At 42.5% G+C, this 23202-nt stretch carries 13 protein-coding genes and 1 riboswitch; of the genes, 8 read left to right on the top strand and 5 right to left on the bottom strand.

Going from position 1 to position 23202, the window contains the following annotated elements:
- Window positions 1-592 precede the first annotated feature (592 nt).
- The 4 genes from IJI01_RS02075 to IJI01_RS02060 all read left to right on the top strand — a co-directional run bounded on the left by IJI01_RS02075 (window position 593) and on the right by IJI01_RS02060 (window position 4762).
- On the top strand, window positions 593-2059 hold the full coding sequence (locus IJI01_RS02075; RefSeq protein WP_292185130.1) for a methyl-accepting chemotaxis protein: 1467 nt from the start codon (window positions 593-595) through the stop codon (window positions 2057-2059).
- Between the two features lie 176 nt (window positions 2060-2235).
- Window positions 2236-3201, top strand: a complete 966-nt coding sequence (locus IJI01_RS02070; protein ID WP_292185128.1) for a DMT family transporter — start codon at window positions 2236-2238, stop codon at window positions 3199-3201.
- A 73-nt stretch (window positions 3202-3274) separates the two neighbouring features.
- On the top strand, window positions 3275-3763 hold the full coding sequence (locus IJI01_RS02065) for an NUDIX hydrolase (protein WP_292185126.1): 489 nt from the start codon (window positions 3275-3277) through the stop codon (window positions 3761-3763).
- A gap of 57 nt (window positions 3764-3820) precedes the next feature.
- Window positions 3821-4762, top strand: a complete 942-nt coding sequence (locus IJI01_RS02060) for a radical SAM protein (protein ID WP_330623005.1) — start codon at window positions 3821-3823, stop codon at window positions 4760-4762.
- Here IJI01_RS02060 and IJI01_RS02055 read toward each other — a convergent pair.
- Window positions 4759-6279 (bottom strand): glycoside hydrolase family 5 protein, encoded by a 1521-nt coding sequence (locus IJI01_RS02055; RefSeq protein ID WP_292185121.1) that lies wholly within the window; start codon window positions 6277-6279, stop codon window positions 4759-4761. The genes IJI01_RS02060 and IJI01_RS02055 overlap by 4 nt on opposite strands.
- A 37-nt stretch (window positions 6280-6316) precedes the next feature.
- Window positions 6317-7900: an alpha-amylase family glycosyl hydrolase gene (locus IJI01_RS02050; RefSeq protein ID WP_292185117.1), complete on the bottom strand. Its 1584-nt coding sequence runs from the start codon at window positions 7898-7900 to the stop codon at window positions 6317-6319.
- 193 nt (window positions 7901-8093) lie between these two features.
- On the opposite strand from IJI01_RS02050, the gene IJI01_RS02045 reads away from it, so the two are divergent.
- Window positions 8094-10232 carry a glycoside hydrolase family 53 protein gene (locus IJI01_RS02045; protein ID WP_292185114.1) on the top strand — a complete coding sequence of 713 codons (2139 nt, stop codon included), beginning with the start codon at window positions 8094-8096 and terminating at the stop codon, window positions 10230-10232.
- Window positions 10233-10643: 411 nt separating this feature from the next.
- Here IJI01_RS02045 and IJI01_RS02040 read toward each other — a convergent pair whose 3' ends face one another.
- From IJI01_RS02040 to IJI01_RS02030, 3 genes are all read right to left on the bottom strand, one after another.
- A complete protein-coding gene (locus IJI01_RS02040) occupies window positions 10644-11822 on the bottom strand; it encodes a phosphoribosylaminoimidazolecarboxamide formyltransferase (protein WP_292185111.1) in 1179 nt (392 codons plus the stop codon).
- Window positions 11823-11889: 67 nt separating this feature from the next.
- Window positions 11890-12597: an IMP cyclohydrolase gene (locus IJI01_RS02035; RefSeq protein WP_292185108.1), complete on the bottom strand. Its 708-nt coding sequence runs from the start codon at window positions 12595-12597 to the stop codon at window positions 11890-11892.
- A gap of 101 nt (window positions 12598-12698) precedes the next feature.
- Window positions 12699-12784, bottom strand: a riboswitch (ZMP/ZTP riboswitch).
- 74 nt (window positions 12785-12858) lie between these two features.
- The gene (locus tag IJI01_RS02030; protein WP_292185104.1) at window positions 12859-13422 is read right to left on the bottom strand and encodes a TIGR01440 family protein; all 564 of its coding nucleotides are present in this window, start codon (window positions 13420-13422) and stop codon (window positions 12859-12861) included.
- A gap of 197 nt (window positions 13423-13619) precedes the next feature.
- On the opposite strand from IJI01_RS02030, the gene IJI01_RS02025 reads away from it, so the two are divergent.
- The 3 genes from IJI01_RS02025 to addA are packed head-to-tail and all read left to right on the top strand — an operon-like array spanning window position 13620 to window position 23173.
- A complete protein-coding gene (locus IJI01_RS02025; RefSeq protein ID WP_292185101.1) occupies window positions 13620-15764 on the top strand; it encodes a bifunctional diguanylate cyclase/phosphodiesterase in 2145 nt (714 codons plus the stop codon).
- Window positions 15765-15786: 22 nt separating this feature from the next.
- A complete protein-coding gene (locus IJI01_RS02020; protein WP_292185098.1) occupies window positions 15787-19314 on the top strand; it encodes a PD-(D/E)XK nuclease family protein in 3528 nt (1175 codons plus the stop codon).
- Complete coding sequence (gene addA / locus IJI01_RS02015) at window positions 19304-23173, top strand: helicase-exonuclease AddAB subunit AddA (RefSeq protein ID WP_292185095.1); 3870 nt, start codon at window positions 19304-19306, stop codon at window positions 23171-23173. The genes IJI01_RS02020 and addA overlap by 11 nt, the downstream gene beginning before the upstream one ends.
- The last annotated feature ends 29 nt before the right edge of the window (window positions 23174-23202 follow it).

Below are 23202 nucleotides of genomic sequence, written 5' to 3'. Positions count from 1 at the left end.
TATTGGTACTGAATGTTTTATTAGTGATGTAATAAGTTACTAAGGTTTTCATACTAATGATACGAATATGCTTAATTGCGGCTAAAGCTTTCCCTATGCATTTTGCGGATTGCTTAGCCGCATGTTTGTTTTTTTGAGGATTTAGGCTAAAGAAAGATTTCTTTCTGGAAAATAGATTTAGCCGAAATGCAAATATATATCATATGCGGCTAATGAATCTGAAAATGTTGTTAGCCGAACAAGAGGCTATTTCTCTTTTGTGGCTAACAGCCTCAAAAAACACCTGAAAAATCATTAGCCGAATAATGCTATATCTCACCTTTTCGGCTAAAATATTCCCGAAATCCTATCTCTCAAACAATAATCTTCCTCAAAAAACAAAAATATCCCCCCAAAAAAAAACAGAATCCTCTCCCACAAACATAATGCTTCCCCCAACCACGGACAAATTCCAATAATTTACAGATTTTATAAAGTGTTAATTAGACTACTCGATGTAAATGATAAATAATAGTATTGTGGATGATAATTCGTATTTTTGCCTTGTGCACTATTTAGCGAAGCACAAGTATATTAAGAACGGAGAAAGAATATGGATTTACATGAAAAGCATTTTTATGAGAGTAATCTGTTAGCTTTTAAGTTTGCGTGCATTATACAAGGCTTTGAGATTCTGGCAACAATACTTTATCAGGATGCCAGGGTTGGATTTTTGAACACCACAGCCATGGTGATTATGCAGGTATTGATTCTTATTGCATGCGTGGCTTCCTACATAATGTACAGCCGCAAAGCACTGGGCAAATACATGCTGATGGGATGCCTTTCTGTCAGCTACCTTGTAGTTATGCTGGGATCCGTGCACATTACGTACATGTGGGCATTTGGACCTGCTCTTTTAATACTGGTTCTGCTATATTCGGATACGATGCTTACAATTATCACATCAATCGTGGTTATTGCGATCAACGTTCTGTACATACCACTGTTTTTCGCATATTCTACTGAAGTTATGAATAGAAGATTTGCAGTTCTGACTGATGCGGTATTTGCGCTCTTACTTTCACTGATGGCTATTTTCTATTCAAGGCTTAACAAGAAGCAGAATGGTGAAACAATAGGAGAGATTCAGGAAGCAGCAGCTCAGCAGGAAAAAGATGCCAAGGTTATCAAGGAAATCGGCACCAAGATTGGTGAGAAGCTCGAGGATGCCAATGATGCGATGCAGGCGCTTGCTGAGAAGGTTACGCAGAGTGCTGAATCCTCCGAGCAGATTTCTATAGCTACAACCCATACTGCGGAGGCAATTCAGACTCAGACCGAGATGAACTCTAATATCACCACGGCTCTTGAAGGTATTGCGGACGAAGCTAAGGCCATGCGCTCCAACGCCGACGAGGTTACGGAGAACATCAATGATGGTAATAATCTGGTAAAAGAGCTGAATACCAAGTCTCAGGAAGCTTCAGCGGTTAACTCAGAGACCGCCGAGATGACGTCAAACCTTCAGCAGTCAGCAAGCTCGGTAAAAGAGATAGTTGAAACAATCCTCAGTATTTCAGGCCAGACCAATCTTCTTGCGCTTAATGCTTCAATCGAGGCTGCAAGAGCAGGCGAAGCAGGAAAAGGCTTTGCAGTAGTTGCAGATGAGATCAGAGCTCTTTCAGAGCATACTAAGGAGTCTGCAGAGCAGATTGCATCTACAATTGATGATCTTATTGGAAAGGTTAATGTTGCATCTGAAAATATGCTTAAGAGTGTAGAATCAGCCAATGAGCAGGGCGAGATCATCACTCAGACAGGTGAGAAGTTCGAGGTTATCCTTGAAAAGGTTCATGACCTTACATCCAGAGCCGGTACTATATCTGATAATGTAGATGCCTGTGTTGATGCAAATGCCAAGGTTATGGATGCTATCAGCAATCTGTCAGCAACATCCGAAGAGGTTGCAGCTTCTGCACAGTCCAGCATTGAAATTAGCCAGGATTGTGAGAAAGACATGAAGACAACCAAGGAGATTTTGGATGAGATTCTCAAGATCAGTAGAAGCGGGAAGTAAACTGGTTATTTTGATATATAAAAAGATATGTTTAAAACCTCGCCATCAAAATGTGGTGAGGTTTTATTATGCCCAAAAGATAGTTTTAAGGTACATGTCACTCTTTGATTATGGAGATATAGATGTCATAATAATATCTGGAATACTTTGAAAGGATAAACATAAAGGACGAAAACATGATTGATAATAAGGAAAACAACATAGATGGTGATAATATAAAGCGAAGTTCCATCTGGTCTTACACTCCCGTAATGGTAGCTACAGCTATATTCTGCTGCGTGCTGTGGGGAAGCGCATCCCCGGCAATTAAAATAGCTTACGAATTATTTCACATAGATGCCTCTGATACCGCATCCAGACTGGTTCTGGCAGGTGCCAGATTTATTATTGCAGGCATTATGACAATTGTCTTTGGTTCAATAGTAGCCAAAAAGGTTCTGATTCCCAAAAAGGAAAGTGCACTGTATATCTTGATCCTTGCGCTTTTTCAGACTATTGGGCAGTACTATTTCTTTTTCATGTCTCTTGCTAACACCTCAGGAGTGCGCGGTTCAATCATAAATGCTGCTGGCAATTTCCTGGCCCCACTTCTTGCGGTGGCTATATTCAGGCTTGAGAAATTTAGTGTCCGTAAGATGATAGGTTGCATCATAGGTTTTACCGGAATCATTATATTCTTTGGCGGTGGAAGCGTGTTTACAACAGGTGGCCCCATGACACTTCGGGGAGAAGGTGCTATGGTGGCAGCTGCCATGTTCTTTGCAGTTTCTGGCTGCTGTATCAAGATTTTTTCCAAATATGAGAACCCGGTTGTCCTCAGTGGTTATCAGTTCGCACTAGGAGGTCTTGTACTGTTTGTCATAGGTCAGCTGATGGGCGGAAGTCTTGTCTTTTACAGCACTGGATGCTATATGAATCTTATTTATATGGGCTTTATCTCAGCCGGAGCGTACACCATGTGGGGAGTTCTGCTTAAGTACAACCCTGTCAGCAAGGTATCTGTGCTGGGCTTCGTAAATCCTATCATGGGAGTGCTCCTGTCAGCTCTTTTCCTGGGGGAACAGAATCAGGCATTCTCGATTATTAGTGTTGTTTCCCTTGCACTTGTATCCCTTGGAATTATCGTAGTTAATAAGAAGTGAAAGCCAGTATTTATGCGGCATAACGATATTACCAGAGCTAATTGATTACTGTAATATAAAAAGAGGTAGAGACATGGCTAGAAGACTTGGACTTACGACTTTATGCTATCTGGAGCGAGGCGACGAGTACCTGATGCTTCATAGGATCAGCAAAAAGAATGACATAAATAAAGATAAGTGGATTGGCGTAGGCGGGCATCTCGAGGATGATGAGAGCCCTGAAGAGTGCATAAAAAGAGAAATCCTGGAGGAGACAGGCTACGACATACCGCTTGAGGAGCTTGAATTCAGGGCTGTTGTGACCTTCGTTTCTCAGAAGGGTGACTATGAGCTGATGAGTCTTTTTACAGCCAAGGCTCCTGATTCTGAGCCCAAAGAGTGTGATGAAGGTAAGCTAGAGTGGGTGGCAAAAGACAAAGTGTATGACTTAAATTTATGGGAAGGGGACAAGATATTCCTGCGGAAGCTTTCAGAGAGTAGGAAGTTCTTTTCCCTTAAGCTCGTATATGACAAGGAAGACAAACTGATTGAAGCTACGCTTGATGGTAAGAAAATTCGCTGACACGAGTGTGGTAAAGATTTGATGGCGTATGGAAGGTGACTTTGACGAGGTCATGATATGGCAAAATGTAATGTTTGTTACAGGAAATGCGAGATAAAAGAGGGTGAGACGGGCTTCTGCGGTGTCAGGGGAGCGGCCAGAATTACAAAGCATGGTATCTATGAAACTGGAGAAATGAGAACTGCTGTTAGCTATGATGTTTCCGCGGGAACAGACTCAGATATTCAGGTGGTCCCACTCAACTACGGCCGAATCACCAGTATAGCTCTTGATCCTATAGAGAAAAAGCCATTATCAAGGTTTATGCCAGGCAGCAGGATTTTGTCTGTAGGTAGCTATGGCTGTAACCTTCGCTGCCCTTTTTGCCAGAATTATGAGATTTCCTGGTCTGATGAGGCCTATGAATACGGAGAAGCGGCCAGAGTCCTAATGCCAGAGGACTTAGCTGATCTTGCGCTCGGATATAAGAGCGAAGGAAATGTCGGTGTTGCTTTTACCTATAATGAGCCACTGGTTGGTTATGAGTATGTAAGGGATACAGCGAGACTTGTCCATGAAAAGGGCATGGTTAACGTATTGGTGTCTAATGGAATGGCGAGTCTTGAGGTTTTACAGGAGCTTGTGCCATATATAGATGCCATGAACATAGACCTCAAGGGCTTTACAGACCGATATTACAGAGATATTCTTGGCGGAGACAGGAAGATGGTAATGGAATTTATATCAGAGGCTGTCAGACACTGCCATGTAGAGCTGACAACCCTGATTATTCCAGGAGAAAATGATTCTATAGAAGAGATAAAAGAACTGTCTAAGTGGATATCTGAACTTACAGATATTGATGGAAACAGTATCGGACAAGATATTCCACTTCACATATCCAGATTTTTCCCTAGATTCCATATGACTGACAGAGCTGCTACAGATGTTGGGCTTGTTTATGAGCTCGCTGATGTAGCCAGGCAGAACCTTAAGTATGTATATACAGGAAACTGCTAGTAGAATTTAATAACAGGCTTAAGTGATCCGTTGGCAAGCGCTGCATCGTAGCTTTCCTTGGAGGTCTTTTCAAAGGCATTGTAGATGCAGACTCTGACTGAAGTAGCGCCCGCAGGGATCGCTAATGTCTTGTCATAGAAGCCAAAGTTCGTATAGATCTTATCTACAAGTCCGTAGTTACTATTATAGAAATATACTAAGTGATAGCACTGCCTGGTCATATTGCCAGAAGTTGTTAACTGCATTGACATGGTGGTTGAGCCTTGAGGAATAGGAATAAGGCCGTTCCCGTCCTGATTTAGAACTACACCGCCCCAGGAATCCCACTCTTTTAATGCACCATTGCTGTCATCCATCCCTTTGTACAGATAGCTGGATGCCCAATTATCTAGCGCAGTTCCGGCTGCTGTATTATATGGAGCTGGATTTATCATGGCTTTGACCATTTCACCATTACAGGTCAGATTCTTGCGATTAACAATTGCATATTCAGATCCATTATCCCAATATACGCATTTAATTCCATGTGCATTGGCGCGTGCTACATAGTTTGCTGCATGAACTGTTCTAAGGCTGGCAGGTTGGAATTTGTTAGTAGTTCCCCACTCTGTAATAACCATCGGAGCCCCAACTCTGGTTGCAAAACCCTGAAGTTTGGCAAAATCCTGGTCTATGTACTGATCTAGTACCTGTGAATAGAAGTGAACAGCAGTAAGGAGCTTGCCTGAAGCAGTGTCCTTAGGAAGAACAAATGCATTCAGAACGTCATCAGTATACTTGTGGAAAAGAGTGGGAACAATCAATAGGCGCTGAGCATTATTTCCGCCTGTTGCGCGAACTGTGTTAACAAATACCTGATTGAGCTGATTCATCTGATTGGCAGCTTCTTTTGTGAAGGTACGACCTCTTTTGACATTATCAAGCTCGTTAAAGGCTTCAAAGATAAGGTGACCATCCACATCATTAAAGTAGTTGGCTATATCTGTCCATATGGTAGTTGCTCTGTTACATACAGTTGCAAAATCGCCTGAACTAGCACCTACATAAAATATCTTATTGTCGTGGTGAGAGTCCATGATCACATACATGCCATCGGCTACGCAGTAGTTCACAACTTCTTTTACCCTTGCAAGCCACTCTGGATGGACATGGAGCTGACCATTTGCGTCGGTATAGGTGTGATAATACCAGGACACAGGAACTCTGATAGTGTTATAGCCCAAAGATCTGACATAATCTATCTGTTGCTTGGTTACTGCAGGATTGCCCCATATGGTTTCCTGCCCAAGATTAGCTTGTCCTTTGGCTGCTTTATGGTATGCGTCGAGGGAATTGCCAAGATTCCAACCGGTGTTCATGGATGCCATAAGGGATGCAGCTGTAATCTGGCTGGTTGGAATACTAGAAGAGGAGTGGCCACTGCCGGAGGCGGCGTAACTAGTTGAATGAAATGTGCACAACAACAAAAGTGCCATTATCAAACTAATCAAACGCCTTGAATTCTTGCCCCTTAACATGTGATCACTCCCGATTATTTAAGAAAATAACTGTAATTTATACTAACTTATATACTGCAAAAGACTGAGCATCAACAACCAGAGTATTACCGTTAACCTGGCTGCCTCCTATAGTGTATATGTTCTTTAATTCGCACTGCTTATTTGAAGCATCATTGTTTTTGACAAAGGCTTCAATTGGAAGTGCAGTAGAATCTTTTTTCTCAGAAGGGTTGATTGCAATTAAAAGGTTACCACGTCTGTAGACAAAAGGGAATTCCTCTTTTTCTGCATATATTACAGCAAAAGAACTGTCGGCCTTAAGATCTTCATACTCATGCCTAAGAGCAGTTAACGCTTTAACTGTATTGTAGAGTGAATCTGGATCCTGAGCCTGATCAGCTACTGTTGGTGCATCCTCTGAAGGATCAACTGGAAGATAGAGCTTATCACTGTCTGCATCTGAGAAGCCCTTGTTCTTGCTGTTATCCCACTGCATTGGTGTTCTGGAACCAGTTCTTGTGTAGCCACCTTCCTTGGTAGGAATATCAAGGTATCTCATTCCAATCTCGTCGCCGTAGTAAATGAATGGAACACCTGGAAGTGTCAGGAACAGCGCCCATGCAAGCTTAAGTTCGTCATAGCCAAGTGTCAGGCGTGCTCTTGGTGTATCGTGGTTGCAGGTGATGAAGCTGATATAGCCATCATGCTTGGTTGCGTCATACTTAGGAAGATAATCCAAAAGAAAACGCATAATATCACCATTTCCATCCTTTTTAAGGAAAGAGTGATCTCCGCCAGGAGTCTCGTTGTCACGGATAAGTGTGTTGTAGCCATTTCCGTGGTGATCAAGATAGAAGTCAGCGTGGAAACCATTCTTGAGTGACTGCTGAGGATTACTCCACTCAGAAATGATAGCAGCCTCAGGATAGTCTTTATCAAGCATCTCTCTGATGTTCTTCCAGATAGCGCCGGTAGCTGACTTGTTTTCATCATCATCTTTTACCAGAGAATCAGCCATATCTACGCGGAAGCCATCACAGCCGTGGTCGAGCCAGAATCTCATAATATCCTTGAGAGCTTCTCTTGTTGCGATACAAGCTGGGTGATCTGGTGGAAGCTGCCAATCTTCGGTTCTGTTGAGGAAACCGTAGTTAAGAGCAGGCTGACATTTAAAGAAGTTCAGCATATAGCAGCCGTTTCTGTCAGCTTCGCCGCCGATATATGGGTGACCAGCTATACCCTGAATCCAGTGATGAGTCCAGACGTAACGATCTGAATATTCGTTAGGCTCTGCCTTTTTGCTCTCCTGGAACCATGCATGCTCCTCAGATGTGTGACCTGGAACCAGATCAAGAAGTACATGAATACCCTTGTCATGGGCAATCAAAAAGAGTCTGTATAAGTCCTCATTGGTGCCATATCTAGGGGCAACCTTCTTGTAATCTCTAACGTCATATCCGGCATCCTTAAATGGAGAATCGAAGCAAGGATTGATCCAAAGGGCATTACATCCCAGATCCTTGATATAATCAAGCTTCTCAATGATACCGTTAATATCACCTATTCCATCATTATTAGTGTCCTTAAAAGTCTGTGGGTAAATCTCGTAGAAAACTGCGTCTTTCAACCAGTTAGGCATGATGCTCCTCCTAAATTGCGATATTAAGTTACCGAAATACACTACTATTTTAAGTCTAAACTAAGATGCCTGCAATCAAATAGTATGATATCTTGAATCTGTGATTCGAGATATTATTTTCCGGAAACGTTTCCATTATATTATAATGTATTTAGAATGTATATAGGAGATATGAAAAAAGGGGAGTTGGCATATGATCAAGAAAATTGAGAATTGTAGGATGGCTGTTTTGGCTGGGATTGCAGTGATGGGGCTGACTATCAGCGGATGCGGAAGTCAGGATGTGGCTTTAGATGTGGAGACTGGTACAGGTCAGGAGGTAACTGCAGATGTAGAGACTGGTGCAGGTCAGGAAGCAACTACAGACACAGAGACTAATGCAGATAAGGAAGTAGATACTAAGGCAGATGCAGACAACAGTACAGATGTGCAGACAGGTCTGAATACAGAGGACATCTTTGTGGAGAAGATTGATGGTCTATCTGCAGATTTCATCTGCGGAATGGATGCGTCATCTGTTCTTGTTGAGGAGAATAGCGGCGTTAAGTACTACGACTTCCAGGGACAGGAAGCAGATGTATTTAGGACTATGGCGGAGGCTGGAGTTAATTGCATTCGTCTGCGCGTATGGAATGATCCTTATGATGAGGAAGGCCGCGGCTATGGCGGAGGTAACAACGATGTAGCTACAGCAATAGAACTTGGTAAAAGAGCTACAGCTGCTGGAATGCAGGTAATGATTGACTTCCACTATTCAGATTTCTGGGCTGATCCCAAGAAGCAGTTTGCTCCTAAGGCGTGGGCTGACATGGGAATAAATGATAAATGCGAAGCCCTTAGCACTTTTACAGTGGATGCGCTTGGAGAAATCCTTGATGCAGGAGTTAATGTAACCTTCGTTCAGATTGGTAATGAGATCAACAACGGAATGTCTGGTGAGACCAACCTTTCCAATGTTACCAAGCTTCTTGATTCAGGCAGCAAGGCAGTCAGAGCAGTAGCATCAGATAAGGGGAAAGACATACAGATAATTGTTCATTACACCAACATTGAGGACAAGGGCGAAAAGGTCGGTAAGCTGGTTTCAAATCTGGAAAAACATAACATTGATTATGATATAGTTGGACTTTCTTACTACCCTTATTGGCATGGTGATCTTGAAAATATGCAGAAGGTAGTTGGTGACCTTCAGGATAAATATGGCAAGAAAGTCATGATTGTAGAGACTTCTTATCCGTATACCACAAGTGATGGTGATGGCTCAGGTAACAGCTTTGAAGGCAAGGAAGATCTTGTAGAAGGATATTCAGCTACTGTTCAGGGACAGGCTCACATGGTAAGAGATATTATTGCTAGTGCCAGTGCTGGTGGCGCCATTGGCGTATGTTATTGGGAGGGTGTATGGATTCCTGTAGGAAGCAATGCTTCAACTAATGCTACTATCTGGGAAGAACATGGAAGCGGCTGGGCTAGCCGCTTTGCCAAAGACTATGATCCAAACGATGCCGGTAAATACTATGGAGGCTGTTCTTGGGACAATCAGGCAATGTTCGATCATAAGGGCTATCCGCTTTCATCCCTTAATGTTTTCAAATATGTGTATGAAGGACATACGACAGACCTTAAAGTTGAGAGTGTTCCTGATCTGTACGTAACCTGCGGAATTGGCGATGAGGTAGTGCTTCCAGAAAAAGCAGCTGTTATTTATAATGATCCGTCTCATGAGGAACCTGTGGAAATTGTGTGGGATGAATCAGATCTAGCCAAGATTGATACATCTACAGAGAATAAGCTAAATTTACATGGAACACTTCAGAACGAGGAAAAGAGCCGGGTTATCTGCCATCTGGAGGTCAAACTCGACAACCTGGTCCTGAATCCAAGCTTTGAGGATTTGGACCGATCTATGTGGAACATCAGCTACAACAGCCCATCAGACCCAACAGATTATCAGGATAAAAAGGATGATGCTTACGATGGAACTGTGGCGCTTCATTTCTGGGATGGGGTAAAAGAGATAGACTTTACTGTAACACAGGAGATTACAGGGCTTGAACCTGGTACATATAGGCTTGAGTGCTTTGCACAGGGTGGAGATGTGGATGCCAGTGCCGAGATGGAGCTGTTTTGCGATGTGACAGAAGCTGGAGACGAGGTTACCCATTATTCAGAACCATTTATGGTCACCAGCTGGGCACAGTGGAAGAACCCTGTGATTCCTGAAATCGAAGTCACAGGAGATTCAGTGATCATCGGTGTTCACATTAAATCCAACGTCAAGAGCTGGGGGACTGTAGACAATTTTATCCTTAAGAAGATTAGGGATAATTGAACAAGATTAAATATAGCTAAAGAGAGTTAAAGAGTGCTAAAGAGAGATGACTGGATCAATTGATAATATCAAAATGCATCGGATAATTGGTTTTGCTCAAAATAGATGCCCAAAATGCAGAGAAAAAATGCATGATTGCATCGGAAAAAGAGAAAACAGAAATTTAGATGCTTTTTAGAATGAAAAAGAATGATTATAGGCATCAAAAAGAGGGAAAAAAGAAATTCCGATGCATCCGAGGCTCTGACAACAGAGAAATGGGCATCGGAAATGAGAATAATTCGAGTTTAGATGCAAAATACAAAATAATAAGCGAGTGATGAAGATATAAGCACTATCTTTCATCACTCGCTATTGTTTTAGGTGTTCAAAGGCTTTATAGCTCTGATAGCCTAAAGATTCTAGTCAGTATTAGTGGTGGAAAAGTCGAAGTCCATTAAATGCCATGACCATGTTGTGGCTGTTTGCAGCCTCGATTACATTGTCATCACGAACTGATCCGCCTGGCTGAACAACATACTTAACACCGCTCTTATAAGCTCTTTCGATGTTATCTCCGAATGGGAAGAAAGCATCTGAACCAAGAGCAACATCAGTGTTCTTATCAAGCCAAGCTCTCTTTTCAGCCTCAGTAAATACTGCTGGCTTTTCCTTGAAGATGTGCTCCCACTTACCATCAGCAAGAACATCCATATAATCAGCGCCGATGTAGAGGTCGATTGCGTTGTCTCTGTCAGGTCTCTTGATGCTGTCAAGGAATGGAAGGTTGAGAACCTGTGGAGCCTGTCTAAGGAACCAGTTGTCAGCCTTGGAGCCTGCAAGCCTTGTGCAGTGGATACGGCTCTGCTGACCAGCGCCGATACCAATAGCCTGTCCGCCCTTTACGTAGCATACTGAGTTGGACTGTGTGTACTTAAGTGTGATAAGAGCGATCTTGAGGTCAATCTTAGCTGACTCAGGAAGCTCCTTGTTATCTGTTACGATGTTCTCAAACATCTCATCTGTGATTTCGATGAAGTTGTGCCCCTGCTCAAAAGTGATACCAAATACCTGCTTCTTTTCGATAGCAGCTGGTACGTAATTCTCATCAATCTTGATTACTGCGTAGTTGCCGTTCTTCTTGGCCTTGAGGATTTCAAGAGCCTCATCTGTATAGCCTGGAGCAATGATTCCGTCTGAAACTTCTCTTTTTACAAGTCTTGCTGTGTCTGCATCGCAAACATCTGAAAGAGAAATGAAATCACCAAAAGATGACATTCTGTCAGCACCACGAGCTCTAGCGTAAGCGTTAGCAAGAGGGCTAAGCTCGCCAAGATCCTGTACCCAGTAGATTTTCTTCTCGATATCTGTAAGTGGAAGACCAACAGCTGCGCCAGCTGGTGAAACGTGCTTGAAAGAAGTAGCTGCAGGAAGTCCTGTTGCCTTTTTAAGCTCTGAAACAAGCTGCCATCCGTTAAGGGCGTCCAGAAGGTTGATGTAGCCAGGCCTTCCGTTTAATACTTCGATAGGAAGGTCTGATCCATCCTCCATGTATACTCTTGATGGCTTCTGATTAGGGTTGCATCCATATTTAAGCTGTATCTCGTTCATACCTTTTCTCCTTATATTGCTGATATATTCGAATCAGCAAATTCCAATTTATTGTCAGTTATCCGAATTATTTGTTCTTGTTGATGATTCTGCTCTCGTATTTACCAGTAGCAATTTCAATATATCTTATGAAAAGAGATACCTTGTTATCTGCGTTTAAAGCATTCCATACGTTATTTGTAAAGGTATCGATGTCACCTTCGATGTTAACAAGTGTAGGCTCGCCTTCGTAGCTAGGAAGTGGATTGCCATCACCCATGTATGTGTGGATGAAGTAGCCCTCACCAGCCTTTGGATTTTCGTATGTATAAGTGAAACGCTGGCAGGATGATGAATCGCCGTGATTGCTCTTTAAGATTGACATAGCAAAATCATACTTGCCATCTGCAACGTTCATGATTCCTGAAATTCTAGGTGTGTAGTTAGGAGCATCTGGCTCAAACTCTCTTGTTCTAAGAGACTGCTCGAAGGTCTGACCCTTCTGCATGAGCTCGTATACTGTATCTGTCTGATCTCCGTTTGTAACGATTGTAGAGTTACCAAGAACTCTTACTGGAGCGTAGATGATAAGGCTTGGGTCTTCCATCTTGGATGGATCAAAAGCCTGTGTGCGGATGCCTTCGCCGTCCTCTACAAAGACTCTGTTACGTGAATTTTCGCTTCTGCCCATGATGAAGTAAGCACAAGCTGCATATTTGCCATCTGGAGTAGTACCGATGACAATTCCTCTGCCTGGATAAGTAGTGCTGCTGATTTCTTTTGCTAATTCCTGCATAATGCCTCCTAAGTGTAAGGTGTGAATCAGACACAAACTCGAAAATGCTAAAGCATGGCTCTGCTTCACACGCAAAAAACCGCCTGAGCAATCCTCTTAAAAGCGGTTACCCAGGCGGTCGACATTCAATATTATTACCCATACTCCCATGTGGTTACCCACTTATCCGCCAGTTGTATGGACACCTATAAGTTACAATACCAGATAAAAAAAATCAAGACGAAACAACAATATCACCTGATATAAAAATCCGTAGCCTCTTTACATCAGCTTCTCATCATAGATAGCTCTTTGGCCGCCGACATATTTAGGACGATGACGGGCACAGATGATAGGAGCTTCTCCAATCTTGCGAAGAGAGATTCTAAGAGGAACTACAACGCCGTGCATATGCATACCGATCATGGTTCCACCTATATCAATTCCTGCGTCAGCCTTCTGCTGGATATCCTCAACAAGTACAGGATCATCAAAGCGCTGATAGCATACTGTGGCAAAGGCGCCGCCGGCATGATTTGGCTGAGGAATAGCGTTAACCTGCTCAAAACCATATTTCTCCATGGCTTCTCTTTCTACTACGAGAGCACGGTTTAAGTGTTCGCAGCACTGGGCAGCTACAAATATGCCTTTCTCCTTAAGTGTGGGTATTATGCCATCATACACAGCATTTGCTGAATCAAGATTAGTTGCAGTTCCGATCTGGTCACCCAGAATCTCACTTGATGAACAGCCCACAACAAATATAGCTCCTTTTTTGAGACCTGCAGCCTGTAGTATTTCTTTTACCGCCTGTTTACTCTGACTTGTTATTTCTGCGAAATCCATTCTTATACTCCTTATGTTTACTATATTTAACGTTAGCACATCTACAGGCGTTGTCAAATCATAGGCGGTTTTGTAAAAAGAACGTACACAATAATTATGTATATCTAAAAAGACGATAAATAATTAGACAATAAACGGTTTGAAGTTTTATGCATGCTATAATTATTTGTGAATAACTATGTTCTTACGGAGATAATATGGACGAGCTAAACAACGCTTTAAACGGAAAACGAGAAGATTTAGATGAGTTAACTGGACTCCTTAATCTCTACGGTGTATTAAGGCGTATTAATGATGCTCAAAACGCAGATGAAAATAGATTTTCTGTAATAATCTATCTCAATGTGATGAATTTCAAGGCCTTTAATCAGCAATATGGCTTTGCTGGAGGAAATGAATTCCTCAAGGGACTTGCCAAGGAAGTTCATCAAATCTTTTCTGATGATCTGGTAGCGCGTACTGGCGGAGATCACTTTATTATCCTGTCTAAAACAAATGATGAAAGCATCATTATTTCCAAGCTCGAGGCAGTATCAGAGGCTGCAAGAAAATATGAGCGTGGTCTTAGAATGCGCGTAAAGGCCGGAATATACATGGCTACAGGTGATGAATCTGATCCGGTTATCATGATCGACAGAGCCAAGATTGCCTGCGATGACATTATTGGTGTTTACGATAAAGAATACAATTTCTACGATGATGAGCTTAAAAAGAAAAATGAGCGCAGGCAGTATGTTATTGATAATTTTGAAAATGCCTTTAAACAGCACTATTTCAAGGTTTATTACCAAAAAGAAGTCAGAGCTCTTACGGGAAAAGTTTGCGGCTATGAGGCCCTTGCAAGATGGATAGATCCAAATTATGGAATGATATCACCTGCTATATTTGTAGATGTTCTGGAGGAAGTTCATCTTGTTCATAAGCTTGATCTGTACATCATAGATCAGGTGTGCGCTGATCTTAAGTCAGATATCGAGTATGGAATGGCTGTAGAGCCAGTATCTGTAAACCTTTCCAGGCTTGATTTTGAGCTTTGTGACATAAAGACTGAAATTGATAAGTGCAGGGAAAAGTATGGTATTCCTGTAAATCTTCTCAATATAGAGATTACAGAAAGTGCAATTGCTTCAGGAGAGAGCTTCCTTGGAGATCAGATCAAGAGCTTCAGGGATTCTGGCTATCAGGTTTGGATGGATGACTTTGGCTCCGGCTATAGTTCTCTCAATAATCTTAAGGTCTACGAGTTTGATGTCCTTAAGATTGACATGGATTTCCTCAGGACCTTTGATACCAATAAGAAAACACAAGTTATTCTTGCAACCATAATAAATATGGCAAAAGAGCTGGATATTCATACTCTTGCAGAAGGCGTGGAAACCCAGGAACAGTATGAGTTCCTTAGGAGAATTGGCTGTGAAAGGCTGCAAGGATATCTTTTTGGTAAGCCCAAGCCACTTGATGAGTTTGTAAGGCCGGATGATTTTTCTTTTGATAACTGCGAAGACATTATGTATGCAGACTATTTCCATGATATAGGTGAGATCAATTTCCTTGGAAGTACACCTCTTCGAGACAAAAACATGGATGTTTATAACAATCTTCCAATAGCCATTTTGGAATTAGTGGATAATGAAAAGATAATCTTTTTGTACGCAAATAACGCTTACCATGAATTCCTTAGGTCTGTATCCATAAAAGACATTGGGGAAGCTGGGTCCAGAGCTTTTGACATCGATGTTCCAGAAAACAATACAATGCGTGATACTCTTAAAAAAGCAGAAAAAGATCCTGATCACAGAAGCGATGCAAGTATTATCATAAACGGAAATGTAGTATTTACGAAGGTGAGATTTATCGCAAGAGCAGGCTATAGAGCGGCCTTTGCCATTGTCCCAAGAAATCTTTCTATCACAGGAAGTGAGCAGAAGCTTGCTGACAGCATACATGTTGCCATGGCTCATGTTTTTAATCAGTATTTCAGAGTTGATCTTTATGACGAGGATGGAACAGTTGAAAACATCTATCTTAACGGAGATCAGTTGGCTGTTGCGGATGTTGAGAGTAATGCCGTAAGGGCTGTGCAGATGTATTCCAACATGTATCTGTTCCCTGAAGACAGAGAGCGCTTCAGGAAGTTCTATGACATGACAACTGTGCGGGAAAGAGTAAAAGAAGTATCTACTGATTATGTGGTTGATTACTATCATTCTGCAATTCCAAATGACAAGGGCAGAATGCAGATGTACATGATATTGCCTTTCTATTATAATGACAGGTGGAAGTATATTTCATGTTGCAGATATGCAGATGAGATAAACGACGAGAAGATTAATGGAAAATAATCAGTAGAAGCGGGATTGGGGAATGCTTAAGTTTTGTTTTGGGGCCTCTGGTGCAGGTAAGAGCACCACAGTTTATCAGGAGATCATTGACAGAAGCTTTGCGGAAAAAGACAAAGACTTTCTGATCATAGTTCCTGACCAGTTTACAATGCAGACACAGAAGGATGTAGTAAGAATGCACCCTTCTCATGCCATAATGAACATCGACGTACTGAGCTTTGGCCGACTTTCTCATAGAATATTTGAGGAAGTAGGTCTTAGCTCTTTTTCTGTGCTTGATGATGTGGGAAAGAGTCTGATACTCAGGCGCGTAGCCGATCTTCTGGGGGACAAGCTTCCTGTAATCGGCCCTAACATGCACAAGCCAGGGTATATAGATGAGGTTAAGTCCACCATATCCGAATTCATGATGTACGGAATCTCAGACGATGAGCTTGCTCTTTTGGAGGAAAAGAGCTCTGGAAGAGGTGCACTTAACAGTAAGCTCAAGGATTTAAGACTTCTTTACACTGAGTTTCATAAGTACATTGCAGATAAATACATAACTACAGAAGAAACACTTGATATTTTATGTAAGTCAATTCCAAGGTCAGGGCTTATCAGTAACAGCGTTATCATTTTTGATGGTTTCACAGGCTTTACACCTATTCAGTACAGGGTAATCAGGGAATTACTTCGTTCTGCCCACGAGATCATCGTAACTGTCACAATTGATCCAAATGAGGATGCCTATGCTGATAGCTTCGAGGAACAGGAACTGTTCATGCTCAGTAAAAAGACAGTTCGCGACCTTGAAAAGCTTGAATATGAGCTTGCTCAGGAAGAAATGAAGGATGTGGGAACGCTTCCTGATTTTAATACCTGGAGAGGACTCAAAGACAGAAGCTGCGACATTACAATAAAGGCTGACCATGTTAAGCGTCTTGAGGGCAATCCATCACTTGCATTTCTCGAGGAGAACCTCTTTAGATATAACGCCAAAAGATATGAAGACAAGCCAGAGGGACTGGAAATCTTCGAGGCATCAACACCTGAGAACGAGGTTCGTCAGGCAATGCTCAAGATCACTGAGGCTGTGAGATCAGGTAAATATGCATATAGGGATATTGCGCTTGTTTGCGGATCACTTGATGAATACAGTGACCTTATAGCAAGAACAGCGGACAGATTTGGCATTCCTGTTTATATCGACCAGAATACAAGTCTGATGCTCAATCCATTTATCGAATACATAACAAGTGCTCTTGGAATTGCTATTTCAGGCTACAAATATGAGGATGTTTTCCATTACATGCGAAGTGGCATGACTGCCTTTTCAAAAGAGGATACAGATCTTTTGGACAATTATGTCAGAGCTCTTGGAATTAGGGGACAGAGCCAGTGGGATGACAGATTCTCCAGGAGAATGCCAAAGAAATTTGCATCTAAAAATAAAAAAACAGATGATACTGCTGAGCGTGATGTGGCTATCATGGAGCAGCTTGAGTCCATGAGAGTACGCATTACTGAAGAGCTTGCGCCTTTATTCAAGGTCAAAAAAGCTACTGCAAAAGAGATTTCTGATGCAATCCTCAAAGTAATAGAGCTTAACGACAGTAGTAAGAGGCTCTCTGAATATAGAGATTTCTTTATGCAAAAGGGCGATAGGAGAAAGGCCAGAGAATTCGAGCAGATTTATGACAAGGTCATAGCTCTTTTGACTCAGATAGGAGATCTTATTGGTTCAGATGAGCTTACGCTATCCGAGTACAGAGATATTCTGAGTGTTGGCTTTGGCGATATCGAAATTGGCACTATTCCACAGGATGTGGACAGAATAATCGTTGGAGATATTGAGAGAACAAGGCTTAAGGAGATTAAGCTACTGTTTTTCCTTGGAGCAGTTGATGGCGCTATTCCTTCCAGTACAGGAACGGGGGGCATTATTTCTGACGTTGACAGGCAGTTTCTGGTGGATCTGGGCACGGGAGTTGAGCTTGCGCCTACACCAAGACAGCAGATGTATATCCAGAGGCTCTATCTGTATATGAACCTTACAAAGCCTACAGACAAGCTATACCTGTCTTATGCAGAGCTTGACGTTGAAGGTAAGTCCAAGAGGCCTGCATATTTGGTACCCAAGCTGTGCCAGATGTATCCGGAGCTTAAGGTAACACGCCCGGAAACAGGTGATTTTGAGAGCCAGAACGTGGCTCCAATGGACAGCCTTATGAATGCAGCGGAGCTTCTTAGAAAATACGCTACAGACATAATAAGTGATGATGAAAAGAATGAGCTGTATGCCCTGATGGGAGTTCTGGGAGGGTATGATGGTACAAACTCTCTTATAGACAGCATTACAGATGCAGCCTTCAAACACTATGAGAATAAGCTACTTGCCAAGATGCTTGCTCTTTCCCTTTATGGAGCCAGTCTTGAGAATAGTGTCAGCAGGCTTGAACTGTTTGCTTCCTGCTGTTATGCGCACTTTATCAAGTATGGTCTCCATCTGGAGGAACGACAGGAATACGATTTTGATGTGGCTGACCTTGGAAATGTTTTTCATGAGATTTTAGAGAAATATACCTCTGAAATAATGACCAGGAAGATTGATTGGAGAGAGCTTAGTGATCAGGAATCGGAGGCAATATTAAATCGCGCCTTAACAGAATGCGTCGACCGTTATGGAGATACCATTTTGCGCAGTAATGCCCGTAATCAGTACATGATAGACAGGATACATAGAATACTGTCCAGAACGGTGGGAATTCTCAAGTATCAGGTCAGCAAAGGTAAGTTCAATCCTGCCTTTGTGGAAATGGATTTCAGAGAGGCCGGAAGTCTTGATGAAATTAATATTACTCTCTCAGAGGACGAAAAGGCCCATATTACCGAGCAGATGAAGCTTCACGGAAGAATTGACCGAATTGATCTATGCGAAGATGATGATCATGTTTATGTCAAAGTCATAGATTTTAAATCCGGTAAAAAGAAATTCAATGTGGCTTCACTCTACTATGGACTGCAGCTTCAGCTTGTAATGTACATGAATGTGGCTGTGGCAGCGGAAAAGAAAATTTCTGGTGGCAAAGATGTAGCTCCAGCCGCGATTCTCTACTACCATGTGGATGATCCAATGGCTGAGGGCAAAGCTGATATGCAACCAGATGATATCAATGAAGCTATTAAAGATGAACTCAGAATGACCGGATTAGTCAGTGATAATGACGATATTATTCAGCTGCTTGATACAGGCTTAAATGCTAAGTCCGATGTCATCCCTGTAGCTTACAAGAAGGATGGAAGCTTCACTGCGAACTCTCAGGTTATTTCAAACCAGGATTACAGTGCAGTTTCAAGCTTTGTTAATAAGAAGATCAGAGAGTTTGGAACCAGAATCCTAAGTGGTGACATAGAGGTTAATCCGTATGAAGCTGGTGGCAGGAATTCCTGTACTTATTGCCAGTACAGAACAATCTGCGGATATGACAACAAGATTCCTGGCTATGAAACAAGGCAGCTTGATATGGATGAGGGAGCAGCCATGGAGGCTATAAGAAATGGCGGTTAAATTTACAGAAGAACAACAGGCAGTCATCGATGCAAGGGACTGTAACATATTAGTATCTGCAGCAGCTGGCTCAGGTAAGACAGCTGTCCTTGTAGAGCGAATCATTCAGATGATCAATGAAGGTATAGACATTGATCATCTTCTTGTGGTGACCTTTACCAAGGCTGCAGCTTCTCAGATGAAGGAAAAGATAACAATAGCTATTCAAAACAAGCTGCAGGAAGAGCCTGATAATAAGCATCTTCAGAAGCAGGAGACTCTGATTCACAATGCTCAGATAACTACCATCGACTCCTTCTGTCAGTATGTCCTTAGGAACAACTTTAACACTATTGGCATCGATCCTTCCTTTAGAGTTGGTGACGATGGCGAGCTGCGTCTTCTTCAGGAAGATGTAATGCAGGATATGTTAGAGGAAGAGTATGCCAAGTGCCATGAAGGTGAGAACAGCGACTTTCTCTTTTGCATGGAATACTTTAGTACAGGTAGCAACGACAAGAAAGTCGAAGGATATATTTCAGAGCTCTACAAGTTTGCCATGAGTATGCCATGGCCTGAGGACTGGATCAATGAAAGGGCCAGAGATTATCAGATTGATGGCGCTGAATTTGACGAGCTTTCCTGGGTTAAGGCCTGTGTAGACAAGACAAAGGCTCAGCTTGAAGAGATAGTAGCTTCTATAGAGGCTGTGGAAAAGATTTGCTGCGAGAGTGATGGCCCATATATGTATGGGGATACCCTTGATGCGGACAAATCCAGTATTTCTGCGGCTTTGCGATATAATACCTACGACCAGCTATTCGACGGGCTTCGCGGAATTTCTTTTGGCAGACTTCCAGCAAAGAAGGACGATTCCGTTAACCCTGATAAAAAAGAATATGTTAAGGACGTAAGGGACAAGGTCAAGAAAGCCATCAGTAATATGGTGGAGAAATATTTCGCTCTTCCTTCTGAGACTATCGTAGATCAGATGGCCCTTTGCGACAGAGCAGTCAAGGAACTGTGCAGACTGACTATCAGATACAAGCAGCTCTTTGATGAGAAAAAGAGAGAGCGCCAGCTCATAGACTTCTCTGACATGGAACATTTTGCGCTTCAGATTCTGGTTAATCACCCAAGTGATGAGGAGTCTCAGGGTAAGTCCAGCCAGGAAATCATTGATATGTGCACACCATCAACTGTTGCCCTTGAGTACCGCGACTACTACAAGGAAGTGCTGATTGATGAGTATCAGGATAGTAATAATGTTCAGGAGCTGATCCTTAGGTCGATTTCGGGGGATATTCCTGATAAGTCAGAGCGCTTCATGGTTGGCGATGTTAAGCAGAGCATCTATAAGTTCAGACTTGCCCGTCCTGAGATATTCATGGAGAAGCTTGGTACTTATGACAAGGCGGTAACTGCCAAGGACCGCAGGATTGATCTTCACAAGAACTTCCGTAGTAGAAAAGAGGTTCTGGAGGCAACCAACTATATCTTCGAAAAGATAATGGGGCCTGACCTGGGAAGTGTTGATTATGACGAGGATGCAAGGCTTGTAACGGGAGCTGAGTACCCTGATCCTACATACGGCGTGTCACCTGAGCTTATCATGTTCGAGAGTAGCAGCGACAATGAGGCTCTTTCTAATTATGACGCCAGAGAAAAAGAGGCACTGGTAATCGCAGAGCGTATTCATCAGCTCAGGGAAGAGGATCCAAACCTTCAGTACAAAGATATTGTTATTTTGCTTCGTTCCCTGTCAGGCTGGGACGATGTGTTTAAAAAGATATTAGAAGATCAGGGAATTCCTACTTATATAGAATCTAAGAGCGGATATTTCGAAGCCTATGAGGTTGCTGTAATACTGGAGCTTTTGACCATTATAGATAACCCAAGCCAGGATATTCCACTGGTTTCAGTTATGCATTCACCAATAGGCGGCTTTACAGACGAGGATCTGGCTAGGCTCCGCGTTATGGTAGATAGCGATGAGAAGGCAGCTTTAGAGGATTCTTTTTACTATGGACTTAAGACGGTTATTGGAAGTAGCAGTGGATTAGGCTTGAATGTAGTTGCTGGCATAAATAGCGGAGTAGACGAGAATTTATGGGAAAAACTCACCTCTTTTCTTGAATTTGTCGAGGATATGCGTACTCTGTCAGTCTACACACCTGTCCACGAGCTGCTTCAGCATATCCTGGACGAGACAGGGTTTGATAAATACTGCCTTGCTATGCCCGCGGGCAATCAGCGTAAGGCTAACCTTGATCAGCTTCTTTCAAGAGCTCTTTCTTTTGAAAAGACAAGCTTTAAGGGATTATTCCACTTTGTCAGATACATTGAGCACATGAAGCTTGTGGATGTGGACTATGGCGAAGCTGGAATTATTGATGAGAACGCAGATGTTGTGCGTATCATGAGTATTCATAAGTCCAAGGGCCTTGAGTTCCCAGTTGTTTTCGTATCAGGACTTACTAAGGGCTTTAATAAAATGGACACCCAGGGTGACCTGATAGCTGATATGGATCTGGGAATAGGCGTAAAATGCATCAATTCTGAGCTTCGCGTTAAATATGACACACTTAAAAGACTCATTGTAGCGGACAAGATGATTACAGACAGCCTTGGCGAAGAACTTCGTGTATTGTACGTTGCACTCACAAGAGCCAAGGAAAAGCTCATCCTGACAGCTGCGGTCAAGAAGCTCTTTGACAAGGTTAGTAAGACAATCAGGAGCCTTCCTACAATTATGGGAAAAGACAAGCTTCTTCCTTATTCTGTAAGAGCGGGCGCTGAGAACTACTTTGATCTTGTTCTTTCTTCTGTGCTAAGACATCCGGAATTTGCCAAGGCAGTTGGCGCGTTGGATATTCCTGAAGATTTGTTTAAAGGCTATATTGAATCAGACGTTCCAGATTTTAGCTTTATCTTTTTACAGGATGAAAAGATTGCTGGCGACATGTTAAAACGTGAGGTTCTGGGCTCATCCAAACGTCAGGAGCTGATGGATGGTATCAGAACATATCAGGGAGATCTGGCGTCAAGGCTCAAAGAGAAGTTTGATGCGCAGTATCCTTACGAGTATTTGAAAGGTCTTTTCACTAAGACCACAGTTACTGAGCTCAAAAAGCATAAGCTTGAGGAGATGGGCGAAGTCTTCGGTCACAGCGCAGATTATGCGCAGGATCGTGATGATGATTTGATCGTGACTGACATGCAGGGAGAAATACCTGGAGACACAGAAGCAAATGCTGAAAATGCAGATAGGAAGCCGGTTAAGCGACTCACCGGAGCTGAGAGAGGAACAGCTTATCACAGGATCATGGAGATTCTGGATGAGGATATTTTCGGAAATGAAGACTTCATGGAGGCGGCTGAGAAGGCTAGAGCTACAGTGGCAAAAGAAAATGCTGAAGGCCCAGGAGAAGTCTCCAAGAAGATATACTCATGGATGCAGCTGCAGCATAAAAAGGGCATGATTCCTGAGGAATACGTTTCAAGTGTCTGGAGCCCTGATGTTACAGTATTTCTTTCTAGTGAATTGGGACAGAGAATGGGCAGAGCTTACAGGAGAGGCGAGCTTGTAAGAGAGAAGCCGTTCATGATGGGAATTCCGGCAAGTGACCTGGATGATAAGTACCCGAGCGATGAGATGGTGCTGATTCAGGGTATTATCGATGCATGGTTTATCGAAGATGGGCAGATTGTCCTCATGGATTACAAGACAGATAAGGTGTCTGAAGGACAGGAGCTTATCGACAGATACAGTATTCAGCTGGAGCTTTATAAGAGAGCACTTGAAAGTGCAACTGACATGAAAGTTAAGGAAGTTTTAATATATGCTTTTGCATTAAGTGAGACAATAAAACTTTTTTAATATTATAATAGATGTATCTGATAAATCGT

The organism is Butyrivibrio sp., assembly GCF_017433805.1.
In the GTDB taxonomy this organism is placed as follows: Bacteria; Bacillota; Clostridia; order Lachnospirales; family Lachnospiraceae; genus Butyrivibrio.
The sequence above is the reverse complement of the archived record's forward strand: the minus strand, read 5'-3'. Positions and strand labels throughout refer to the sequence as shown.